Source organism: Microbacterium sp. 77mftsu3.1, from assembly GCF_900100525.1.
GTDB lineage: Bacteria > Actinomycetota > Actinomycetes > Actinomycetales > Microbacteriaceae > Microbacterium > Microbacterium aquilitoris.
In genome coordinates this window covers 203,175-224,615 of record NZ_FNCR01000003.1, presented here as the reverse complement: position 1 = coordinate 224,615, position 21,441 = coordinate 203,175, and the positions used below count along the sequence as shown (strand labels likewise).

The window sequence follows — 21,441 nt, the reverse complement described above, 5'->3', positions numbered from 1 at the left end:
CGGATACGCTGGAGGCGTGACGATGGCCGAGCTCCCCGACCTCACCCGTTTCGACGGCGTCCTCTTCGACCTCGACGGCGTGCTCACGCCGACCGCCGAGGTCCACATGCACGCCTGGGAGAGCATGTTCACCGAGCTGTTCTCGGCCTGGGGCATCGAACCGGCCTACGCCGAGGGCGACTACTTCGAGCACCTCGACGGCAAGAAGCGCTACGACGGCGTCGCGAGCCTGCTGCGCTCCCGCGACGTCGAGGTCCCCTGGGGCGATCCTTCCGACGACCCGTCCGCCGACACCGTGTGCGGCATCGGCAACCGCAAGAACGTCGTCTTCGAGCGGGTCCTCCGCGCCGACGGTATCGCCGCCTACCCGGGCTCGCTCGCCCTTGTCGAGAAGCTGCAGGCAGCCGGCGTCCCGATCGCGGTGGTCTCCAGCTCGAAGAACGCCCGCGAGGTCCTCACCGCCGCCGGCATCATCGATCGCTTCCCGGTCATCATGGACGGCGTCGTCGCCGAGGCCGAGCACCTGGACTCCAAGCCCGCCCCCGACGTCTTCGCCCGCGCGGCCGAGATGCTCGGCGTCGACCCTCGGCACAGCGCCGCCGTCGAGGATGCGCACTCCGGCGTGCGCTCGGCCGCCGCGGCCGGGTACGGTCTCGTGGTGGGTGTCGACCGCGGCGCAGGGGAAGCCGCCCTGCGCGAGGCCGGCGCTCACGTCGTCGTCGACGACCTCGCCGTCTTCGTCTGATCCGCCCCGGCGCGCCCGCGCCACCGGCATCCCCCCGCTTCTCGTCCTGCCACCCGAAGAAGGACCCTCATGATCGATCGTCAGCGCTTTCCCGTGGACCCGTGGCGTCTCGTCGAGACGTCGTTCTCGCTGGACGACCCCGGCGTCACCGAGACCCTCTTCGCCGAGGGGAACGGCTACCTGGGTCTGCGCGGCAACCACCCCGAAGGCCGCCACGCCCACGAGCACGGCACCTTCCTCAACGGCTTCCACGAGGTCTTCCCGATCCGCCACGCCGAGCGCGCGTTCGGGTTCGCCGAGGTCGGTCAGACGATCATCAACGCGCCCGACAGCAAGGTCATGCGCGTCTACGTCGACGACGAGCCCCTCTCGCTCGACATCGCCGACCTCCGAGAGTACGAGCGCGCCCTCGACATGCGCCGGGGCGTCCTCACCCGCCACATCCGATGGATGACACCGAGCGGCAAGGACGTCGTGATCGACTACGAGCGGCTGGTCTCCTTCGAGGAGCGGCACGTCGCCGTCATGCGGATCTCGGTCACCGTCCTCAACGCCGACGCCCCCGTCACCGTCAGCTGTCAGCTGATCAACCGGCAGGACGGTCAGGACGTCTACGGCGGCGGAGGCCTGGGAAAGCAGGCCTCGGCCGGCTTCGACCCGCGCAAGGCCGACGGCTTCCAGGACCGCGTGCTGCAGCCCGAGGACTACTGGCAGGACGGCGACCGCGCCGCGCTGTCCTACAAGGTGAGCGAATCGGGCATGACGGTGGCCGTCGTCGCCGACCACCTCGTCGAGACCGACAACGAGTACTCGTCCCGCTCCCTCGTCGAGCCCGACATCGCCAAGAACGTCTTCCGGGTGCAGGCGCGCCAGGGGGTGCCCGTCACGATCACGAAGGCCGTGGCGTACCACACGTCCCGCGGCGTCCCCGCGCGGGAACTGGTCGAGCGAGCCCGTCGCACCCTCGACCGGGTCGAGCACGAGGGCATCCAGAACCTCTTCGATCGCCAGGAGGCCTGGATCTCGGCGTTCTGGGAGCGCTCGGACGTGGTCATCGAGGGCCACGACGACCTCCAGCAGGCGACGCGCTGGTGCCTGTACCAGCTCGCACAGGCGGCCGCCCGGGCGGACTCGCTCGGCGTGCCCGCCAAGGGCGTCACGGGATCGGGCTACAGCGGCCACTACTTCTGGGACACCGAGGTCTACGTCCTGCCCTTCCTCGCCTACACGACTCCGCTCTGGGCGCGGAACGCGCTGCGGATGCGGTACCTCATGCTCCCCGCTGCGCGGAAGCGCGCCGGCCAGCTGAACGAGGCGGGAGCGCTGTTCCCCTGGCGCACCATCAACGGCGAAGAGGCGTCCGCCTACTACGCCGCCGGGACCGCGCAGTACCACATCAACGCCGACATCGCCTTCGCCCTCGGCAAGTACGTCCGCGCCACCGGCGACACCGACTTCCTCTACCGGGAGGGCGTCGACATCCTCGTCGAGACCGCGCGCCTGTGGGCGACGCTCGGCTTCTGGCGGTTCACCGAGACCGGTGACCCCGAGAGCTTCCACATCCACGGCGTGACGGGTCCCGACGAGTACACGACCGTCGTCAACGACAACCTGTTCACGAACGTCATGGCCCGCTACAACCTCCGGTATGCGGCCAGGGTCGTCCGCGAGATGGCGATCGACCAGCCCGAGTCCTATCGGGCGATGGCGGAGCGGCTCGACCTCGACGAGGCGGAGCCGGCCGCCTGGCAGAGCGCCGGCGAGGCCATGCACATCCCGTACAGCGAAGCCCTCGGCATCCACCCGCAGGACGCGGTCTTCCTCGAGCGCGAGGTGTGGGACCTCGAGAACACCCCCGAGGAGCAGCGCCCGCTGCTGCTGCACTTCCACCCGCTCGTGATCTACCGCTACCAGGTGCTCAAGCAGGCCGACGTCGTGCTCGCGCTGTACCTGCAGGGCAACCAGTTCACCCCCGCCGAGAAGCTCGCCGACTTCGAGTACTACGACGCGCTGACGACGGGGGATTCGACGCTGTCCGCGGTCGTCCAGGCGATCCTCGCCGCCGAGGTGGGGTACCAGGACCTCGCGCTGGAGTACTTCCGCGAATCCGCCTTCGTCGACCTCGGCGACCTGCACAGCAACGCGTCCGACGGCGTGCACGTGGCCTCGGCCGGCGGCGTGTGGACGGCCCTCGTCGCCGGGTTCGGCGGGATGCGCGACCACCGCGGCGCGCTGAGCTTCGACCCGCGTCTGCCGGCGGATTGGCCGTCGCTGTCATACACGCTGCACTGGCACGGCACTCGCCTGCAGATCACCGTCCGCCGCGACGAGATGGTCGTCACGGCGGGCGACGGACCGGGGGTCTCGTTCACGGTCCGCGGCGCCGGCTACACGGTCGCGGGCGGCGAGACGGTCACGGTGCCGCTGCAGGGCCAGGGCCCCGTCATCCCGGGTCGCCCGACGCTGAAGCAGATCGGCGAGCAGCTCCGCGAGGACGGCACGCTGCTGTCGGCATCGGTGCCCGATGCGACCGCCGCCACCTCCGTCCCCGTGCACACCGGAACGATCCCCATCGTGACGGCCGACTCCGAGAACACGGATGCCGCGGGCGAACCCGACACCCGGACGCAGCAGATCCCCGCGATCGACGCGGGCGACGTGACCGCGAGGGTCTGACCTCAGACCCCCGCGGCCACCCGCTCGCGGAAGATGGCGCGGACGGCCTCGCGTCCGGCCCGATTGGCGCCGACCGTCGACTGCGACGGGCCGTAGCCGATGAGGAAGAGGCGCGGCTCGTCGATCGCGCGGGTGTCGCGCACCCGGATGCCTCCGGCGGCGGTGCGCAGCCCCAGCGGGGCGAGGTGGGCGATGTCGGCCCGGAACCCGGTGGCCCACAGGATGACCTCCGCGGGCTCGAGGGTGCCGTCCGGCATCCGCACCCCGTCCGGTTCGACAGCGGTGAACATCGGATGCCACACCAGAGCCCCGCGGTCCTTCGCCGCCTGCGCCCACGGCGACCAGTGGGCGCCGGTGACCGACACGACGCTCCCCGGCGGGAGGCCCTGCCGCACGCGCTCCTCGACACCCGCGATGGCCTGGATGCGGGCGGCCGTGTCGAAGCCCGTCGCGTCCCACTGCGGCTCGGTGCGCGAGACCCAGAAGGTGTCGGTCACCCGCGAGATCTCGTCGAGCAACTGGATCGCCGAGACCCCGGCGCCCACGACGACGACCCGTCGGCCCCGGAACTCCTCGGCGGAACGGTAGTCGTGGACGTGCAGCTGACGTCCCGCGAACGACCCCTGTCCGGGGTAGGTCGGCCAGAAGGGCTTCCGCCACGTGCCGGTCGCGTTGATGACGTACCGCGCCGACCACGAGACGGGCGCCCCGGCATCCTCCGCCTCGATCGTCAGCGGTCCGTGCGGGTCGTCGTCCGGGCGTCGGACGGCGCGGACGCGGACGGGCCGCCGCACCCGCAGGTCGTACCGGTCCTCGTAGGTGGCGAAGTAGGCGGGCAGCACCTCGCGGCTGGGGGCCTCCGGATCGGCGGGCGGCACAGCGTAGCCCGGCAGTTCGTGGATGCCGTTGACCGTCCCCATGAGGAGGGTGGGCCACCGGTGCTGCCAGGCGCCACCGGGATCGGCGTCGGCGTCGACGACGAGGAAGGTGGGGGAGCCGTCGGCGTCGGCGTCGCCGAGCGGGACGAACCCGCGGCGGCGCAGGTGGTACGCGGCGCTCAGCCCCGCCTGGCCCGCGCCGATGACGAGGACGTCGACGGGGGTGGGGGGCATGTCCGCTGCAACGCGCGCGGTGCCCGCGCTGTTCCCCCTCGCGGTCGCCCGGGCCGCCCCGACCGCGCGCCCGTTAGGCTGACCGGATGGCATGCGTGACGAGGCGGACCGGGGGAGCTCGATGAGCTCGGCGTCGGTCGGTGCCCGCGCCGCCGACGGGGTCTTCGACGGGCTCCGCGAGGACATCGTCGCCGGTCGGCTCGCGGTCGGCGACCGGCTGCCCTCCGAGGCCGCGCTCGCCGAGCGGTACGGCGTCAGCCGCCCGAGCGTGCGCGAAGCCCTCCGCTCGCTGCAGGCGCTCGGACTCACCCGCACGCGCACCGGGAGCGGAACCTACGTCGCCTCCGACCGCCCTGCATTCTCGCTCGGCTACGGCGACTTCTCGCCGCGCGATCTCAGCGAAGCACGTCCTCACATCGAGGTGCCGGCGGCGGGTCTCGCGGCGGAACGCCGGACCGACCAGCAGCGCGCCGACCTCGTCGCGCTCTGCGACCGCATGGACGCGACCACCGACCCGGGGGAGTGGGTCGAGCTGGACTCGCGCTTCCACGTGCTCGTGGCCGAGGCATCCGGCAATGCGGTCTTCGCCCGCGCCGTCGGCGACATCCGTGACGCCCTCAGCCACCAGTCGGGCGTCGTGAACCTCATCGCCCACCGCCGCGAGCCGTCCTCGCGCGAGCACCGCGCCATCGCCGAAGCCATCGGCATCGGCTCGGCGATCGAGGCGCGCGAGGCCATGCGCGCGCACCTCGGTGCCGTCGAGCGCGTCGTCAGCCCGCTGTCGGAACCAGCTTCTCGGGACTGAGCGCCGCCGCGAGCGCGGCCGGGTCGAGGAGTCCCCGTTCGAGGACGACCTCGGGAACCGAACGTCCCGAGCGCAGCGCCTCGCCGGCGACCTCGGTCGCCGCGCGGTAACCGATGAGCGGGTTCAGCGCGGTCGCGAGTCCGATCGAGTCGGTCACGCGCGCGGCCATGACGTCGGGACGGGCCTGGATGCCGCTGACGCACCGCTCGGCGAGCAGACGGCACGCGGCGGTCAGGTGCGCGATGCTCTGCGAGAGGGCCCGGACGATCACGGGCTCGAAGGCGTTGAGCTGCAGCTGGCCCGCCTCTGCGGCGAGGGTGACGGCGAGGTCGTCGGCGATCACCGTGTACGCGACCTGCGTCACCATCTCGGGGATGACGGGGTTCACCTTGCCCGGCATGATGCTCGAGCCCGCCTGGAGGGCGGGGAGGGTGATCTCGCCGAGGCCGGCGCGCGGCCCCGACGACAGCAGCCGCAGGTCGTTGCACGTCTTGGAGAGCTTGACCGCGATGCGCTTGAGCATGCCCGACAGGTGCACGAAGGCGCCGGGATCCTGGGTGGCCTCGATCAGGTCGGTCGCGGGGGTGAACGGGCGCCCGGTGAGCGCGGCGAGGTGCGAGACGGCGAGCGGTCCGTAGCCGGCCGGCGCGTTGAGTCCCGTGCCGATGGCCGTCGCGCCGAGGTTGACCTCGAGCAGCAGCCCGGCCGATTCGCGAAGGCGCAGGCGGTCCTCGTCGAGCATGACCGCGAACGCACCGAACTCCTGCCCGAGCGTCATCGGCACGGCATCCTGCAGCTGCGTGCGGCCGATCTTCACGTAGCCGCCGAACTCGGCGGCCTTGGCCGCGAACGCGTCGTGGAGGACGCCCATCGCGGCATCCAGCCCGTCGACGCCTTCGACGAGGGCGACGTCGATCGCCGTGGGGTAGGCGTCGTTGGTCGACTGGCTCAGGTTCACGTGGTCGTTCGGGTGCAGATGCGCGTACTCGCCCTTCGCGTGACCCAGGAGCTCGAGGGCGCGGTTGGCGATGACCTCGTTCGCGTTCATGTTCGTCGAGGTCCCGGCCCCGCCCTGGATCACGTCGACGACGAACTGGTCCGCGAGGGCGCCGCCCCGGATCTCGCGGCAGGCTGCCGCGATGGCGTCGGCGCGAGCGGTGTCGAGCAGGCCCAGGTCGCGGTTGGCGAGCGCGGCCGCCTCCTTGACGAAGGCGAGCCCTCGCAGCAGAAACGGGTAGGTGCCGATGGGAACGCCCGTCACGGGGAAGTTGTCGCGGGCCCGCGAAGTGTGAACCCCCCAGTACGCGTCTGCAGGGATCTCCGCAGGGCCCAGAAGGTCGTGCTCGGTGCGCGTCGTCGTCATGTCGCTCTCTTCCTCGAGGTGGCCGAACGCCGCAAACCTATCAGACAGATTAGACATTCTTCACGAGCAAAACTTGACGAATCCGCCGTCTCGGGTGTTCAGTGTTCCCAAACCTGTAAGGCAGATATCACATCCCGGACGGCAACGGTGCCGCGCGGCAACGAAAGCGAGAACCCATGACGACGGAGTCGACCTCCCCGAAGACGGATGCCGCGATGCTCCGCACGGCCTCGATCGCGCAGGCCGAGGGCGCGGGCTTCCACAAGGGCCTCCGGCCGCGTCAGATCCAGATGATCGCCATCGGCGGCGCGATCGGCACGGGCCTGTTCATGGGGGCCGGCGGCCGGCTCGCGACGGCGGGCCCCGCACTCGTCCTCGTCTACGCGGTCTGCGCCGTCTTCGCGTTCCTCGTGATGCGCGCGCTCGGCGAGCTGATCCTCCACCGCCCGTCGACGGGGTCGTTCGTCTCGTACGCCCGCGAGTTCTACGGCGAGAAGATGGCGTTCGCCGCCGGCTGGATGTACTGGCTCAACTGGGCCATGACCTCGGTAGCCGACGTCACCGCCGTCGCGCTCTACATGAACTTCTTCAAGCAGTACGTGCCAGCGTTCGCCGGCATCCCGCAGTGGGTCTTCGCCCTCGTCGCGCTGGTCCTCGTCCTCGCCATGAACCTCCTGTCGGTGAAGGTGTTCGGCGAGCTGGAGTTCTGGTTCGCGATCATCAAGGTCGCCGCGCTCGTGACTTTCCTCGTCGTCGGCATCTTCTTCGTCGTCACCGGTACGCCCGTCGCGGGGACGACCCCCGGTTTCCACCTGATCGCGGACAACGGCGGAGTCTTCCCCAACGGCATCCTGCCCGCCCTCATCGTGGTGCAGGGCGTCGTCTTCGCCTACGCGTCGATCGAACTCGTCGGCACGGCCGCCGGCGAGACCGAGAATGCGCGCACCATCATGCCGAAGGCGATCCGCGCCGTCGTGTTCCGTCTCGCGGTCTTCTACGTCGGCTCGGTGCTGCTGTTCACGCTCCTCATGCCGTTCACGAGCTACAAGTCGGGTGAGAGCCCCTTCGTGACTTTCTTCGGCTCGATCGGAGTGGAGGGCGCCGACGTCATCATGAACCTCGTCGTCCTCACCGCCGTCGTCTCGTCGCTGAACGCCGGTCTGTACTCCACCGGCCGGATCCTCCACTCGATGGCCGTGACGGGCTCGGCTCCCGCGCCCCTCATGCGCATGAACCGCGCCGGCGTCCCCTACATGGGCATCGCGGTCACCGCGGCCGTGACCCTGCTCGGGGTCGTCCTGAACGCGGTCGTGCCCTCCCAGGCGTTCGAGATCGCCCTGAACGTGTCGGCGCTCGGCATCATCAGCGCCTGGGGCGTCATCATCCTCTGCCAGATCAAGCTCCAGCGATTGGCGCGGGCCGGAGTGATGGAACGCCCCTCGTTCCGGATGCCGGGGGCGCCCTACACGGGATGGATCACGCTCGTGTTCCTCGTCTCGGTCATCGTCCTCATGGCGCTGGACTTCCCGATCGGGACGTTCACCGTGGGCTCGCTCATCGTCATCGTGCCGGCGCTCATCGGGGGATGGTTCCTGCTGCGCGACCGCATCCGGATGCTGGCGGCCGAGCAGACCGGCACCCTCGCCGCGCTGCAGCGCACCGACGAGAGCGGCGCGTGAGCGCACAGCACCTGGTCGTCATCGCGACCGGCGGCACCATCGCGAGCCGCCGGTCGCCGGACGGATCGAGCGCTCCCGTCCTCGGCGGGGGCGCTCTCCTCCACGGGTTCGCCCCCGATGACGACGTCCGGTTCGTCGACGCGCTCGCCGCGGACTCGGCGACGTTCACCCTCGCGGACATGCAGCTGATCGTCGACGCGGTGACCGACGCCGTCGCCGACGACGCGGTGCGTGGCGTCCTGGTCCTGCACGGGACGGACTCCCTGGAGGAGACCTCGCTCCTGGCGGCGATCCAGGTCGGCGCCCCGCGCATCCCCGTCGTCTTCACCGGCGCCCAGTTCACCGCCGACGACCCCGCGTCCGACGGCCCCGACAACATCCGGGTCGCGTTGGCGGCGACCCGGGCCGCGGTCCCCGGCGTGTGGGTGGCTTTCGGCGGCCGCATCCTCTCGACGTGGGGGCTGTCGAAGCTGACCACCGACCGCGCCGACGCCTTCGGCTACGCACGGCGGGATGCCGGGGCGCCGCCGCACGCGACGGGCGACGTCTCCGGGCTCCGGGTCGACGTCGTCGCGCTCCCGCCAGGCGCCGACGATGTGCACCTGCGGGCGAGCCTCGCCGCCGGCGCCGACGGGATCATCCTCGAGGCGCTCGGGTCGGGGAACACGACCCCCACGGTCGTGGCGGCGGTCCGCGATGCCGTGGCGGACGGCATCCCGGTCATCGTGTCGAGCCGCGTGCCGCGGGGGGTGCTCGTCCCGTCCTACGGCGGGGGAGGAGGCGGAGCCGACCTCGCCGCAGCGGGCACCGTGCACTCGCCGACCCTCCGGCCGGGTCAGGCGCGCATCCTCCTGGCCGCGATGCTGGCCGCGGGTGCCGACCGCGACGCGATCGCCGCCGCGGTCGACGGGCGGGCACCGGATCGGATGTCGGTGCCACGCCGTAGTCTGTTGTGGTGACCACCGCTCTGTACCGCCGCTATCGCCCGGAGACCTTCGGCGAGATGATCGGGCAGAGCCAGGTGACCGAGCCCCTCATGACGGCGCTCCGCAGCGACCGCGTCGGTCACGCCTACCTCTTCTCGGGTCCGCGCGGCTGCGGCAAGACGACGTCGGCGCGCATCCTCGCGCGCTGCCTCAACTGCGCGCAGGGCCCCACCGACACCCCGTGCGGCACGTGCGACTCATGCGTCGAGCTCAGCCGCGGCGGGGGCGGCTCCCTCGACGTCGTCGAGATCGACGCGGCATCCCACAACGGCGTCGACGACGCCCGCGACCTGCGCGAGCGCGCGGTGTTCGCGCCCGCCCGCGACCGCTTCAAGATCTTCATCCTCGACGAGGCCCACATGGTCACGGCGCAGGGCTTCAACGCGCTGCTCAAGCTCGTCGAGGAGCCGCCCGCCCACGTCAAGTTCATCTTCGCGACGACCGAGCCCGAGAAGGTCATCGGGACGATCCGCTCGCGCACCCACCACTACCCGTTCCGCCTCGTCGCGCCGGCCGCGATGCTCGAGTACGTCGAGCAGCTCTGCCAGACCGAGGGCGTCTCGGTCGAGCCGGGCGTCCTGCCCCTCGTCGTCCGTGCGGGCGGCGGGTCGCCGCGTGACACGCTGTCGCTGCTCGATCAGCTCATCGCCGGGTCCGAGGACGGTGCCGTCGGCTACGAGCGTGCCGTCGCGCTGCTCGGATACACGCACGCCGAGCTTCTCGACGAGGTCGTCGACGCCTTCTCGTCCCATGACGCCGCGGCCGCGTTCGGCGCCGTCGACCGTGTCGTGCAGACGGGGCAGGATCCGCGACGCTTCGTCGACGACCTGCTCGAGCGCCTGCGCGACCTCATCATCGTGGCCGCGACCGGCGAGGGCGCCCGCGCCGTGCTGCGCGGCGTGCCGGTCGACGAGCTTGAGCGCATGGCCCGCCAGGCGGCGGCCTTCGGCACCGATCGGCTCTCGCGGATCGCCGATCTCGTGGTGACGGCCCTCGACGACATGACGGGTACGACCTCGCCCCGCCTGCAATTGGAGCTCCTCGTCGCGCGCGTCCTCGCGGCGACGGATGCCGGGGCTCACGCAGCGCCCGTTCCCGCTGCACCGGTGCAGGCGGCGGCTCCGGCGCAGTCACCCCCTCCCGCCACGGCACCTCCCGTCGCGGCACCTCCCGTTGCGCAGGCACCAGCCGTCGCCCACGCGCCGGCCACGGCACCCGCTCCGGCCGTCGCGCAGGCTCCCGCGTCCTCCGCTGTCGCCGAACCCGCGTCGCCCGCGCCCGCCGCCGCTCCCGAGCCGGCGGTGCCCACCGGGCCCGTCACGTTCGAGCAGATCCGCGACTCCTGGCCCGAGATCCTCCGCCGGCTCGAGGACATCAGTCGCACCTCGTGGATGATCGCGACGGCCTCGCGCCCGGTCGCGTACGCCGAGGGCGATATCCTGACCCTCTCGTTCCAGAGCCACTCCGACGTGCAATCGTTCAAAAAGCTCTCCGCGGGCAAGGGGCCGAGCGAAGATCTTCGCACCGCGATCCTGTCGGTGCTCGGCGTGCGGGTGAAGTACCTTACCCGTCACGACACCGATCCGACCCCGCCCCCGCCCGGGGGCGTCGGTCCCGACGTGCCCCCCGAGCCCGACGCACCCGAGGGCGGGTACGGGGTCACCCCTGCCGCGGCATCCCGTCCCGCCTCGGCGCCCCGGTCCGCGCCGGCTGCGGCAGCGCCCGTCACCGAGTGGGCGGTCGCCCCGATCCCCACCGACGACGGCGCTCCGTCCGCCCAGTTCCCCGTGGACGACGAGCCCGAGGATGCCGCACCGTCGCCCGTCCGTACGCTCACCGTGGAGCGCGAGGGCGATGTCCTTCCCGCCGAGGCGCCGACCGACGACGACGAGGACGACGTGCCGCCTCCCGTGGACGCCGACGCGCCGGTCCCCGTGCGGACGCCGCCTCCCCGGCTCGCCCCGGAACCGCCCCGCGGACCCCGTCCCGGGGGGATCGAGCGGGTCGGCGAGGCCGCCGTCCGCCAGCTCCTCGGTGCGCGCTTCGTCCGTGAAGAGCCGTACACCCCTCCGACGAGGTTCAACTGACCCATGTACGACGGCATCGTCCAAGACCTGATCGACGAGTTCGGACGCCTTCCCGGCATCGGACCGAAGTCGGCGCAGCGCATCGCGTTCCACATCCTGCAGACCCCGTCCTTCGACGTGTCGCGACTGGCGCAGCTGCTGTCCGAGCTCCGCGAACGGGTGCGGTTCTGCGAGATCTGCGGCAACGTCTCCGAGCAGACCCAGTGCTCGATCTGCCGCGACCCGCGCCGCGACCGCACCTTCATCTGCGTCGTCGAGGACGCCAAGGACGTCTCGGCGATCGAGCGCACCCGTGAGTTCCACGGGCTGTATCACGTGCTCGGCGGCTCGATCAGTCCGATGGCGGGCATCGGCCCCGACGATCTGCGGATCGCGCAGCTCATGCAGCGACTCGCCGACGGCACGGTGACCGAGGTCATCCTCGCGACCAACCCCAACCTCGAAGGCGAAGCGACGGCGACGTACCTCAGTCGCCTGCTTCGGACGCTCGAGATCAGCGTCACCCGGCTTGCATCGGGTCTTCCGGTCGGCGGTGACCTCGAGTACGCCGACGAGGTCACCCTCGGTCGTGCGTTCGAGGGTCGCCGCGCGGTCTGAGCTCAGTCGGTCGGGGCGAACAGCTCCGGCTCCTGCGCGAGCGTACGCTCGACGGCGGCTGCGATGTCCTCGTCCTCGATGCGGTACTCCTCGGTGACGCGCTCCTCGGCTTCGCGCCACGCATCGTCGTCGCCGATGCCCGCGGTTTCGTCGTACTCGGCTGCGGCGCGGTCGACGGCTTCGGCGGTCGGCTCGAGACCCAGCGTGCGGTAGCCCTCGGCTACGGCGTCGAGCGGGAACTCCTCATCTGCGGAGTGCGCTTCGATCGCGTTCCAGAAGCCGCTGCCCTGGACCGCAGCGTGGAAGGTGAGGACCCGTCGGACGGCGAGGTCGCCGGGCAGGGAGATGGGCTCGTCGAGGTCGACGGCACGGTTCCAGATCTCGTCACTCGCAGAGCTCATGCGGCGAGCCTAGGGGAGGTCAGGAGCGCTCACGTGCCCGGGCACGGATCACGGTGCCGAGCGAGGCGCGCAGCGGCTGACCGACGTAGATGCCGAGCGATGCGCCGACCGCGAGGGCGATCCCCACCGTCGCTGCCGACGCGAGGGTCGTGAACCCCGACAGGAGCAGGGCGGTGCTGCTGCCCGATTCGACGACGCCGAGGAGACCGCGGAAGACGGCGGCTCCGGGGACCATGGGGAGGATCGCCGCCGTCGTGATCGCGACCGACGGCACGTGCAGCCGGTAGGCCGCGAGAATGCCGACGAGGCTCCCCGCGAAGGCGCCGACGCCGCTGGCGGCCGCCGTCTCGAAGCCGAGAGCGGATGCCGCCGTGTACCCCGCCCAGGCGACGACACTCAGACCCACGCTGACGGCCACGACCCGCAGGCCCGCGCCGTTGTAGATCGTGACCGAGACGGCGATGAGCGCCGCGCCGACGAACTGCAGCGGGAGGGGGCCGAACGGCAGCGGGTCGTTGGGGACATCCATTCCGGCGCCGACCACCCGGGCGGTCTCGAGGCCGGCGAGGATGCCGAGGACGACGCCCAGGGTCTGCGTCATGAGCTCGAGGATGCGGCCTGTCGCCGTCAGGGCGAACCCGTCGATCGCGTCCTGCGCGGCGCCCACCACGGTGAGCCCCGCGAGCATCAGCACGATTCCCGACGCGACGATCACGGTCGGTTTGATGTCCTGCGCGACCGGCCACCCCGTCGCTTCGAGGCTGGGGGCGATGGCGGCGATGAGCGTCAGGGCGAACGCGCCCGCGACCTGGCTGAAGAAGAAGGGAACGTGGACCCGGCCGAGGAGGAATTGCGTGATCGCTGCTCCTCCCGCGGCGATGAAGGAGAGGAGGATGACGAGCCAGTTTGCCCCGAACATCACCGCGACCCCGACCGCGAGGAGCGCCTGCGCGGTGACGATGACGGGCGGGTGGTAGGCGAACGGCGTGCGGCGCACGACGCGGAACTCGGCGCGGGCGGCGTCGACCGGCATCCCGCCCCTGATCTGGGTGACGAGGGCCTGCAGTCGCTGCAGGCGGGCGTGATCGGGGGCCTGGCTGCGGACGACGCGCATGAGCGTGATCGGCTTGTCGGCGCCGCTCCGGTGGTGCGCGACGGTGATCGAGTTGTAGCTGACATCGACGTGGACCGGGTCGAGTCCGTAGACGCCGGCGACCCGCACGATCGTGAGCGTGACCTCGCTCGCCGGGGCACCCGAGGAGAGCATCGACTCCCCGATGCGGATGCTGAGATCGAGGACCCCGACGGCGAAGGCGTCGTCGATCACCGGCAGCATCTCGGTGTGCGGAGCCGAGTTCTCGGGGGACCGGACGAGCGCCTGCAGCGACGTGAAGAACTGGCGTCGTCCCATGCCGTCCAGCCTAAATGAGGTGCTCGGGCGGACGTCACATGGCCGAGCGCGTACGTCGTCCTCCCTAGGATGGGAGCGGGCGTGCGTCACCGCCCGCCGGCTGCGCCCGGCATCCACCCGGGAGTATCCGACATGGCCCTGATCGTCCAGAAGTACGGCGGTTCGTCCGTCGCCGACGCCGAGAGCATCCGCCGCGTCGCGAAGCGGATCGTCGACGCCCGACGTGCCGGTCACGACGTCGTCGTCGCCGTCAGCGCGATGGGCGACACGACCGACGAGCTGCTCGACCTGGCCTCCCAGGTCTCGCCCCTGCCGGCGCCGCGCGAGCTCGACATGCTGCTCTCCAGCGGCGAGCGGATCTCGATGGCGCTGCTGGCGATGGCGATCAACTCGATGGGCTTCGAGGCGCGCTCGTTCACCGGCAGCCAGGCCGGGATGATCACCGACAGCTCCCACGGTGCCGCGCGCATCGTCGATGTCACTCCGGTTCGCGTCCGCGAGGCCCTCGACGAGGGAGCCATCGTCATCGTCGCGGGCTTCCAGGGGTTCAGTCGCGACACCCGCGACATCACGACACTCGGCCGCGGCGGGTCCGACACGACCGCCGTCGCCCTCGCCGCCGCGCTGAACGCCGACGTCTGCGAGATCTACAGCGACGTCGACGGCATCTTCACGGCTGACCCCCGCGTCGTGCCGAAGGCACGCAAGCTCGCGACCGTCACGTCCGAGGAGATGCTCGAGCTGGCCGCGAACGGGGCGAAGGTGCTCTACATCCGCGCCGTCGAATTCGCCCGCCGCCACGGCGTCATGATTCACGCCCGCTCGACCTTCAGTTCGGGCATCGGCACCTATGTTCTCGGTGCGGGGATGACCGCCCCCGACCACGAAGAGGGAGAAGAGATGGAAGAGCCCATCGTCACCGGTGTCGCCACCGACCTCAGTCAGGCCAAGATCACCGTCGTCGGCGTCCCGGACGTCCCCGGCAAGGCCGCCGACATCTTCAAGATCGTCGCCAAGTCCGGCGCGAACGTCGACATGATCGTGCAGAACGTGTCGGCTGCCGCGACCGGCCGCACCGACATCTCCTTCACGCTCCCCAAGGCCGAGGCGTCGACGGCGCTGCGCGCCCTGTCGGTCGAGCAGAGCGCGGTCGGCTTCGACAAGCTCGTCCACGACGACCAGATCGGCAAGCTCTCGGTCGTGGGCGCCGGCATGCGTACGCACTCGGGCGTCTCGGCGACGCTGTTCGAGGCCTTGTCGACGACGGGCGTCAACATCGAGATGATCTCGACCTCGGAGATCCGCATCTCGGTCGTCGTCCGAGGCGATGACCTCGCCGAGGCGGCGCGCGTCGTGCACACCGCCTACGGACTCGACGGCGACACCGAAGCCGTCGTCCACGCCGGCACCGGTCGCTGACGCGTCAGCGCTGAGAGTCGAGCCACTCGTCGAAGCTCGGCCCGGCGATGGTGGCGCCCGGTCCCGGCAGGGCGAGGCCCTCGCGCATGCCGCGCATCTGAGCGCCCGGGATGCTCACCGGGACGACGAGCCGCCGAGATCCGTCCCGGCGAATCCAGGCCCGGATCATCCGGTCCAGGCGTTCCTCGCGGGGACCGGCGAGGTCCGGTACCCGCCCCTGCGGGCCCGCGACCGCGAGGTCGACGAGCCGCGCGGCGACCGCCGCCGCGGCCACCGGTTGCGCTCGCGCCCGCGGTGCCAGCTGCACGGGCCCGAGACGGGCCTGCGAGGCGACCTGCCCTGCGAACTCGTGGAACTGCGTCGCCCGCAGGATGCTCCACGGCACCGCGCTCTGCTTGAACAAGCGCTCCTGCAGGACCTTGCCGGCGTAATACCCGTTCGGATTCCGGTCGATGCCGACGATCGACAGCAGTACCGCGTGTTCGACCCCGGTGCGCGCCGCCGCGTGGAGAAGGGCGCGGGATGCCGCGGAGAAGAACTCCGTCGCCGTTGCCGCGCTGGTCGTGCCGACGCTCGCCACGTCGATGAGCGCATCCGCCCCCGCCAGTGTGCGCTCGACGGCTGCGCGGTCCCGCAGGTCCACCCCCGCGGCACGCGAGAGGACGGCGACGTCGTGCCCCACCTCCCGTGCCCGCTCCACCACGAGTCGTCCCACTGTGCCGGTCCCGCCTGCCACTGCGATCTTCATGTCGTCCCTTCCGAAGGTGTGTCACTGTGGTGACGACGCAGCCTCCGCGAATGTGAGGCCCGGGACGGAGATCGTCATGACGGATGCCGCGACCCGCCGGATCGGCGACGTGGACGCCTACCGCCGTACGCTCGTCGCCGCCGCCTACCGCATGCTCGGGACGTTGGCCGACGCCGAGGACGCGGCGCAGGAGGCCTACGTCCGGTGGCTCCGGTTGGACGCGGGCGAGCGCGAGGCCATCGAGAACCCCGGCGGCTGGCTCATGCGCGTGACGGGGCGGATCTGTCTCGATGTCCTCGGCTCCGCGCGAGTCCGGCATGAGACGTACGTGGGGGAGTGGCTGCCCGAGACGATTCCGGTCGGCACGGCGAGCGGCGACCCCGCCGCCGTCGTCGTCGGGGCGGAGGAAGTGTCCACGGCGCTGCTGTTGGTGCTGGAGACGCTCACCCCCGCCGAGCGCGTGGCGTTCGTGCTGCACGAGGTGTTCGCGGTGCCGTTCGCCGAGATCGCCGGGGTGCTGGGGAGGTCCGCGGCCGCGTGCCGCCAGCTGGCGGCATCCGCTCGTCGTCACGTCGGACGCCGCGCGGGGGCCGGCGTCCCGCGGAGTCGTCACGACGAACTGATCGCAGCCTTCGCGGCGGCGAGTGCGAGCGGGAGTCTCGACGCCCTCGTCCGTGTGCTCGCGCCCGACGTCGTCCTGGTTTCCGACGGTGGCGGGATCGTGTCCGCCGCGCGGCGGCCGGTCCGCGGGGCAGACCACGTCGCGCGCTTCCTTCTCGGGCTCGCGGCGAAGCAGCCGACCGCGACCTACGAACCGGCCATCACCGGAGACGGGCTCGGTTATGCGATCCGGGTCGACGGCGTCATCGTCGCCGCCGTCACCTTCGCCACCGACGGTGAGCGGATCACCGATGTCTGGATGATGCGGAACCCCGAGAAGCTCAGCGCGTGGGTGTGACGTCCCGCGGCGACACATGCGGATCGCGGTACCCGGTGCGCCGGTAGAATCGCCGGAACCCGCTCTCCTGCGCCCTGCCGCGACGTCCCGTCGCGCGGCGCCGCACCCTCGAGGAACCGCACCATGACCGTCTTCTCCGAATCGGGATTCTCCGTCGCCGTCGTCGGCGCCACCGGCCAGGTCGGGACGGTGATGCGCGACATCCTCGTCGACCGCGCCTTCCCGATCCGCGAGCTGCGTCTGTTCGCGACGGCACGTTCGGCGGGCTCCACGATCGTGGTCGACGGCCGGGAGATCCTCGTCGAGGACGTCGCCACGGCGGACCCCAGCGGCATCCAGATCGCCCTCTTCTCGGCGGGGGCGACCGGATCGCGCGCCCACGCTCCCCGCTTCGCGGAGGCCGGCGCGGTCGTCATCGACAACTCGAGCGCCTGGCGCATGGACCCCGAGGTGCCGCTCGTCGTCAGCGAGGTCAACCCGCACGCGATCCACGACCTGCCCAAGGGCATCATCGCCAACCCGAACTGCACGACGATGGCGGCGATGCCCGTCCTGAAGCCGCTGCACGTCGAGGCGGGCCTCGTCCGGCTCACCGTCAGCACGTACCAGGCGGTCTCGGGCTCCGGCCTCGCCGGCGCCGAGGAGCTCCTCGGCCAGGTCGAGTCGGTCGTCGCTCAGGGCGGGGCGATCGGCCTGGTCCACGACGGTTCCGCCGTGGACTTCCCGGCACCGGAGAAGTACGTCGCCCCCATCGCGTTCAACGTCATCCCGTTCGCCGGCAACCTCGTCGAGGACGGCGACAACGAGACCGACGAGGAGAAGAAGCTCCGCAACGAGAGCCGCAAGATCCTCGAGCTCCCCGACCTCCGTGTCGCCGGCACGTGCGTGCGCGTCCCCGTGTTCACGGGCCACTCGCTCTCGATCCACGCCGAGTTCGCCGAGGACATCACGCCCGACCGTGCCCGTGAGGTCCTCGCGGATGCCGCGGGTGTCGCCCTCGCGGACGTCCCCACGCCGCTCGCGGCGGCCGGAGCCGACCCGAGCCTCGTCGGACGCATCCGCGCCGACCAGTCCGCGCCCGAGGGCAAGGGTCTCGTGCTCTTCATCAGCAACGACAACCTCCGCAAGGGCGCCGCGCTCAACGCGGTCCAGATCGCCGAGCTCGTCGCCGCCGACCTGGCCGCCCGCGTCTGAGACGGATGCCGGGTCCCGCCGCGCGCGGTCGGGCACCCGGCATCCGCCTTTCATCAGGGGAAAGAACACGCTTTCCTGCCGCCTCGACCGGCGGCGGGCGGCGACCCGGACCGTAGCGGCGACGTAGACTGGATGACCGTGACTGACAATCCCGGAGCAGACGATCACGCCGCAGAGAACGCCGCGGCGACCAGCCCCGCCGCAGTGAGTCCGACGGAGACGTACGACGCGCTGCTCATCGGCGGCGGCATCATGAGCGCCACCCTCGGCACCCTCCTGCAGCAGCTCGAGCCGGACTGGAAGATCGGCGTCTTCGAGCGCCTCTCCGAGGTCGCGCAGGAGTCCTCCAACGCGTGGAACAACGCGGGGACGGGCCACGCCGCCCTCTGCGAGCTGAACTACACCCCCGAGTCCTCCGACGGCACGATCGACCCCTCGAAGGCGATCGGCATCAACGAGCAGTTCCAGCAGTCGCGTCAGCTGTGGAGCGCGCTCATCGAGCGCGGCGTCCTCGACGAGCCGTCCACCTTCATCAACGCGACGCCGCACATGACCTTCGTCCGCGGCGGGAAGGATGTCGCGTTCCTCAAGAAGCGCTACGAGGTGCTCAAGGAGCAGCCTCTGTTCGCCGGCATCGAGTACTCCGAGGACTCCCGCGTCATCAACGAGTGGGCGCCGCTGCTCATGCAGAAGCGTCGCAAGGGCGAGCCGTTCGCGGCCACCCGCGTCCCCGCGGGCACCGACGTCGACTTCGGCTCGCTCACCCGCCAGCTCTTCGAGCACCTCGCCGCCTCCGGCGTGGATGTCGAGACCAACCGAGAGGTACGGAACCTCAAGCGCCAGAAGGACGGCACGTGGGAGGTCACCTACCGCCAGACGGTCGGCCGGACCCCCGGGAAGGTGCGGGCGCGGTTCGTCTTCGTGGGTGCGGGCGGCTGGGCCATCAAGCTCCTGCAGCGCTCCGGCATCCCCGAGATCTCGGGCTACGGCGTGTTCCCGATCGGCGGCCAGTGGCTCAAGACCTCGAAGCCCGAGCTCGTCGCGCAGCACAAGGCGAAGGTCTACTCGCAGGCCTCCGTCGGCGCGCCACCCATGTCTGTCCCGCACCTCGACACCCGCGTCGTCGACGGTGAGGCATCCCTCCTGTTCGGTCCGTTCGCCACGTTCAGCCCGAAGTTCCTGAAGAACGGCCGGATGACGGACATCGTCGCCCAGGTGCGCCCCGGCAACATCCTCCCGATGCTCAAGGTCGCCATCGACAACCCGGGCCTCATCAAGTACCTCGTCAGCGAGCTGCTGAAGGGTCACGGCAAGAAGGTCGACTCCCTCCGCGACTTCATGCCGAGCGCGCGTGACGAGGACTGGGAGCTGCTGCAGGCCGGCCAGCGCGCGCAGGTCATGAAGAAGGACCCGAAGAAAGGCGGCGTGCTGCAGTTCGGCACCGAGGTCGTCAGCTCCGCCGACGGGTCGATCGCAGGCCTCCTGGGTGCGTCCCCGGGTGCCTCCACCGGTGCGTCGATCATGCTCGGTCTTCTGAAGACCTGCTTCCCTGACCGCCTCGCCGCGTGGGAGCCGACGTTGAAGGAGCTGATTCCGACGTACGGTCAGACGCTCAACAGTGCTCCTGACACCGCTCACGAGGTGCTGCAGAAGACGGCAGCCGCGCTGCAGATCAACGTCTGAGTCGCGCCCGTGGCGAAGCTGTACTTCCGCTACGGCGCGATGAACTCGGGCAAATCGACGGCCCTGTTGCAGGCGGCGTTCAACTACGAGGAGCGCGGCCAGCACGTCCTTCTCGCCAAGCCCGAGATCGACACCAAGGGTGCCGACCAGATCTCGAGCCGTCTCGGCGTCGAGCGCACGGTCGACTTCCTCATCGGTCCGGACGACGACGCCCGCGAGCTGTTCGCCGAGCACCGCCGTCGCGTGCAGCGCGAGGCCGAGGCGGCTCTCGTGCCCGACGTCCGCACCGACGTGGCCTGCCTGCTCGTGGACGAGGCGCAGTTCCTTCAGCCCGAGCAGATCGACGACCTCCTGCGGGTCGCGGTGAGCGACGGAATCCCGGTGCTCGCCTACGGCATCCGCACGGACTTCCAGACCCGGGCCTTCCCGGGGTCGGCGCGACTCATGGAACTCGCGCACAGCCTCGAAGAGCTCAAGACGATCTGCCGCTGCGGCAGCAAGGCACTCTTCAACGCGCGCCTGGTCAGCGGGCGCTTCGTCTTCGACGGCGACCAGGTCGCGATCGACGAGCTGTCGCCCGACCGGGTCACGTACGAGTCGATGTGCGCGCGCTGCTACCTGCGCGAATCGGGCGGACGCCTGCGCTGAGGCCTAGAGGGTCGGGATCAGCTCGTCGAGGAACGCGGCGGTGTCCTCCCAGCCCTCCACGGCGTGACAGGTCACGCCCATGGCCAGGACGGGGTAGTCGTTGCCGTGCTCGTCGAGGCGGTCTCCCACGAAGAGCATGTCCTCGAGGGGGATGCCGGTCTGCTCCGCGAGCTTGCGCATGCCGTAGGCCTTGTCGATACCGCGGTGCGTGATGTCGACCGACGTCGAGCCGCCGGAACGGACTTCGAGGTCCGGGATGCGGGCGGCCACGGCGTCGCGCAGGGTGTTCTTCTTCTCGCCGGTGGGGTCCCACGCCGTCTTGGCGTCCAGGGGAGCGGACTGACCGAGCGCCGAGAAGGTGATCTGCGAGCCCCGGTCCTCGAGGATCGGACCCCAGGTCTCGCTCTCCCAGAGTCCGAGACGCGTCGCCTCCTCCTCGACCGCGGCGAGGGCGCGGGACTTCTCGTCGTCGGTCAGGGAGAGCGCGTAGACCGTCTCGATGCCGTCGGTCGTGAGGCGGTAGTACTGCGTGCCGCACGTGGGCATGAGGTGCAGACGGTCGAGGGTCGCGGCATCCGTCTCGGGGAGCCGGTCGACCACCTGAGTCTGGAACTGCTGCAGCTGACCGCCCGAGATGATCGCCACCTCGACGCGCTCTGCGAGACGCAGGAGCAGGTCGCCCATGCGCGGATCGATGGCCGTCTTCGACGGAGCGAGCGTGTCGTCGAGGTCGAACGCGACGAGGCGGGGAGAGGTCATGATGCTCCGTTTCGAGGGAGGTGAGATGGCCCCTCCGGGGAGGGATGCGAAAGGCCCCGCCGGTATCCGGCGGAGCCTCTCTGCGGTCGGGGTGACAGGATTTGAACCTGCGGCCTCGTCGTCCCGAACGACGCGCGCTACCAAGCTGCGCCACACCCCGTGGCAACCCC

General features: G+C 70.9%; 18 protein-coding genes and 1 tRNA gene. 12 read left to right on the top strand and 7 right to left on the bottom strand.

What is annotated here, in order from left to right; all coding sequences use genetic code 11:
• The first annotated feature begins 22 nt into the window (after positions 1-22).
• Both BLR68_RS09655 and BLR68_RS09650 read left to right on the top strand, forming a co-directional pair.
• Positions 23-745: an HAD family hydrolase gene (locus BLR68_RS09655; protein WP_018187026.1), complete on the top strand. Its 723-nt coding sequence runs from the start codon at positions 23-25 to the stop codon at positions 743-745.
• 69 nt (positions 746-814) lie between these two features.
• Entirely contained in the window at positions 815-3,421 is a 2,607-nt protein-coding gene (locus tag BLR68_RS09650; RefSeq protein ID WP_018187027.1) for a glycoside hydrolase family 65 protein, read from the top strand.
• 2 nt (positions 3,422-3,423) lie between these two features.
• On the opposite strand, the gene BLR68_RS09645 is transcribed toward BLR68_RS09650, so the two are convergent.
• A complete protein-coding gene (locus tag BLR68_RS09645) occupies positions 3,424-4,533 on the bottom strand; it encodes an NAD(P)-binding domain-containing protein (RefSeq protein WP_018187028.1) in 1,110 nt (369 codons plus the stop codon).
• Positions 4,534-4,654: 121 nt separating this feature from the next.
• On the opposite strand from BLR68_RS09645, the gene BLR68_RS09640 reads away from it, so the two are divergent.
• Positions 4,655-5,338 carry a FadR/GntR family transcriptional regulator gene (locus tag BLR68_RS09640; protein ID WP_026302877.1) on the top strand — a complete coding sequence of 228 codons (684 nt, stop codon included), beginning with the start codon at positions 4,655-4,657 and terminating at the stop codon, positions 5,336-5,338.
• On the opposite strand, the gene BLR68_RS09635 is transcribed toward BLR68_RS09640, so the two are convergent.
• Entirely contained in the window at positions 5,304-6,701 is a 1,398-nt protein-coding gene (locus tag BLR68_RS09635; RefSeq protein ID WP_018187030.1) for an aspartate ammonia-lyase, read from the bottom strand. The two genes, BLR68_RS09640 and BLR68_RS09635, sit on opposite strands and share 35 nt — an antisense overlap.
• A gap of 176 nt (positions 6,702-6,877) precedes the next feature.
• Here BLR68_RS09635 and BLR68_RS09630 point away from each other — a divergent pair, with 176 nt between their 5' ends.
• Genes BLR68_RS09630 through recR form a run of 4 tightly spaced genes read left to right on the top strand, consistent with a single transcriptional unit; the run spans position 6,878 to position 12,050 of the window.
• Complete coding sequence (locus BLR68_RS09630) at positions 6,878-8,380, top strand: amino acid permease (RefSeq protein ID WP_018187031.1); 1,503 nt, start codon at positions 6,878-6,880, stop codon at positions 8,378-8,380.
• Entirely contained in the window at positions 8,377-9,339 is a 963-nt protein-coding gene (locus tag BLR68_RS09625; RefSeq protein WP_018187032.1) for an asparaginase, read from the top strand. The genes BLR68_RS09630 and BLR68_RS09625 overlap by 4 nt, the downstream gene beginning before the upstream one ends.
• A complete protein-coding gene (locus BLR68_RS09620; protein WP_018187033.1) occupies positions 9,333-11,453 on the top strand; it encodes a DNA polymerase III subunit gamma and tau in 2,121 nt (706 codons plus the stop codon). Before BLR68_RS09625 ends, BLR68_RS09620 begins: the two co-directional genes overlap by 7 nt.
• Positions 11,454-11,456: 3 nt before the next feature.
• Positions 11,457-12,050: a recombination mediator RecR gene (recR, locus tag BLR68_RS09615; RefSeq protein ID WP_018187034.1), complete on the top strand. Its 594-nt coding sequence runs from the start codon at positions 11,457-11,459 to the stop codon at positions 12,048-12,050.
• Between the two features lie 2 nt (positions 12,051-12,052).
• Here recR and BLR68_RS09610 read toward each other — a convergent pair whose 3' ends face one another.
• Complete coding sequence (locus BLR68_RS09610; protein WP_018187035.1) at positions 12,053-12,451, bottom strand: DMP19 family protein; 399 nt, start codon at positions 12,449-12,451, stop codon at positions 12,053-12,055.
• A gap of 19 nt (positions 12,452-12,470) precedes the next feature.
• The gene (locus BLR68_RS09605; protein WP_018187036.1) at positions 12,471-13,862 is read right to left on the bottom strand and encodes a threonine/serine exporter family protein; all 1,392 of its coding nucleotides are present in this window, start codon (positions 13,860-13,862) and stop codon (positions 12,471-12,473) included.
• Between the two features lie 132 nt (positions 13,863-13,994).
• On the opposite strand from BLR68_RS09605, the gene BLR68_RS09600 reads away from it, so the two are divergent.
• Positions 13,995-15,281, top strand: a complete 1,287-nt coding sequence (locus BLR68_RS09600; protein ID WP_018187037.1) for an aspartate kinase — start codon at positions 13,995-13,997, stop codon at positions 15,279-15,281.
• A 4-nt stretch (positions 15,282-15,285) separates the two neighbouring features.
• Here the strand turns inward: BLR68_RS09600 and BLR68_RS09595 are convergent, their stop codons facing one another.
• Complete coding sequence (locus BLR68_RS09595; RefSeq protein WP_018187038.1) at positions 15,286-16,029, bottom strand: SDR family oxidoreductase; 744 nt, start codon at positions 16,027-16,029, stop codon at positions 15,286-15,288.
• Between the two features lie 52 nt (positions 16,030-16,081).
• Here BLR68_RS09595 and sigJ point away from each other — a divergent pair, with 52 nt between their 5' ends.
• From sigJ to BLR68_RS09575, 4 genes are all read left to right on the top strand, one after another.
• Entirely contained in the window at positions 16,082-16,987 is a 906-nt protein-coding gene (gene sigJ / locus BLR68_RS09590) for an RNA polymerase sigma factor SigJ (protein WP_256335362.1), read from the top strand.
• 123 nt (positions 16,988-17,110) lie between these two features.
• Positions 17,111-18,181, top strand: a complete 1,071-nt coding sequence (locus tag BLR68_RS09585; protein ID WP_018187040.1) for an aspartate-semialdehyde dehydrogenase — start codon at positions 17,111-17,113, stop codon at positions 18,179-18,181.
• Positions 18,182-18,313: 132 nt separating this feature from the next.
• Positions 18,314-19,864, top strand: coding sequence for a malate:quinone oxidoreductase (locus BLR68_RS09580; protein WP_018187041.1), 1,551 nt, complete (start codon positions 18,314-18,316; stop codon positions 19,862-19,864).
• Positions 19,865-19,873: 9 nt separating this feature from the next.
• Complete coding sequence (locus tag BLR68_RS09575; protein ID WP_018187042.1) at positions 19,874-20,512, top strand: thymidine kinase; 639 nt, start codon at positions 19,874-19,876, stop codon at positions 20,510-20,512.
• Positions 20,513-20,515: 3 nt separating this feature from the next.
• On the opposite strand, the gene BLR68_RS09570 is transcribed toward BLR68_RS09575, so the two are convergent.
• Together BLR68_RS09570 and BLR68_RS09565 are read right to left on the bottom strand one after the other, a co-directional pair.
• Positions 20,516-21,271 (bottom strand): HAD-IIB family hydrolase, encoded by a 756-nt coding sequence (locus BLR68_RS09570; RefSeq protein ID WP_018187043.1) that lies wholly within the window; start codon positions 21,269-21,271, stop codon positions 20,516-20,518.
• 86 nt (positions 21,272-21,357) lie between these two features.
• Positions 21,358-21,431 (bottom strand) — tRNA-Pro (locus tag BLR68_RS09565).
• Positions 21,432-21,441: the final 10 nt, after the last annotated feature.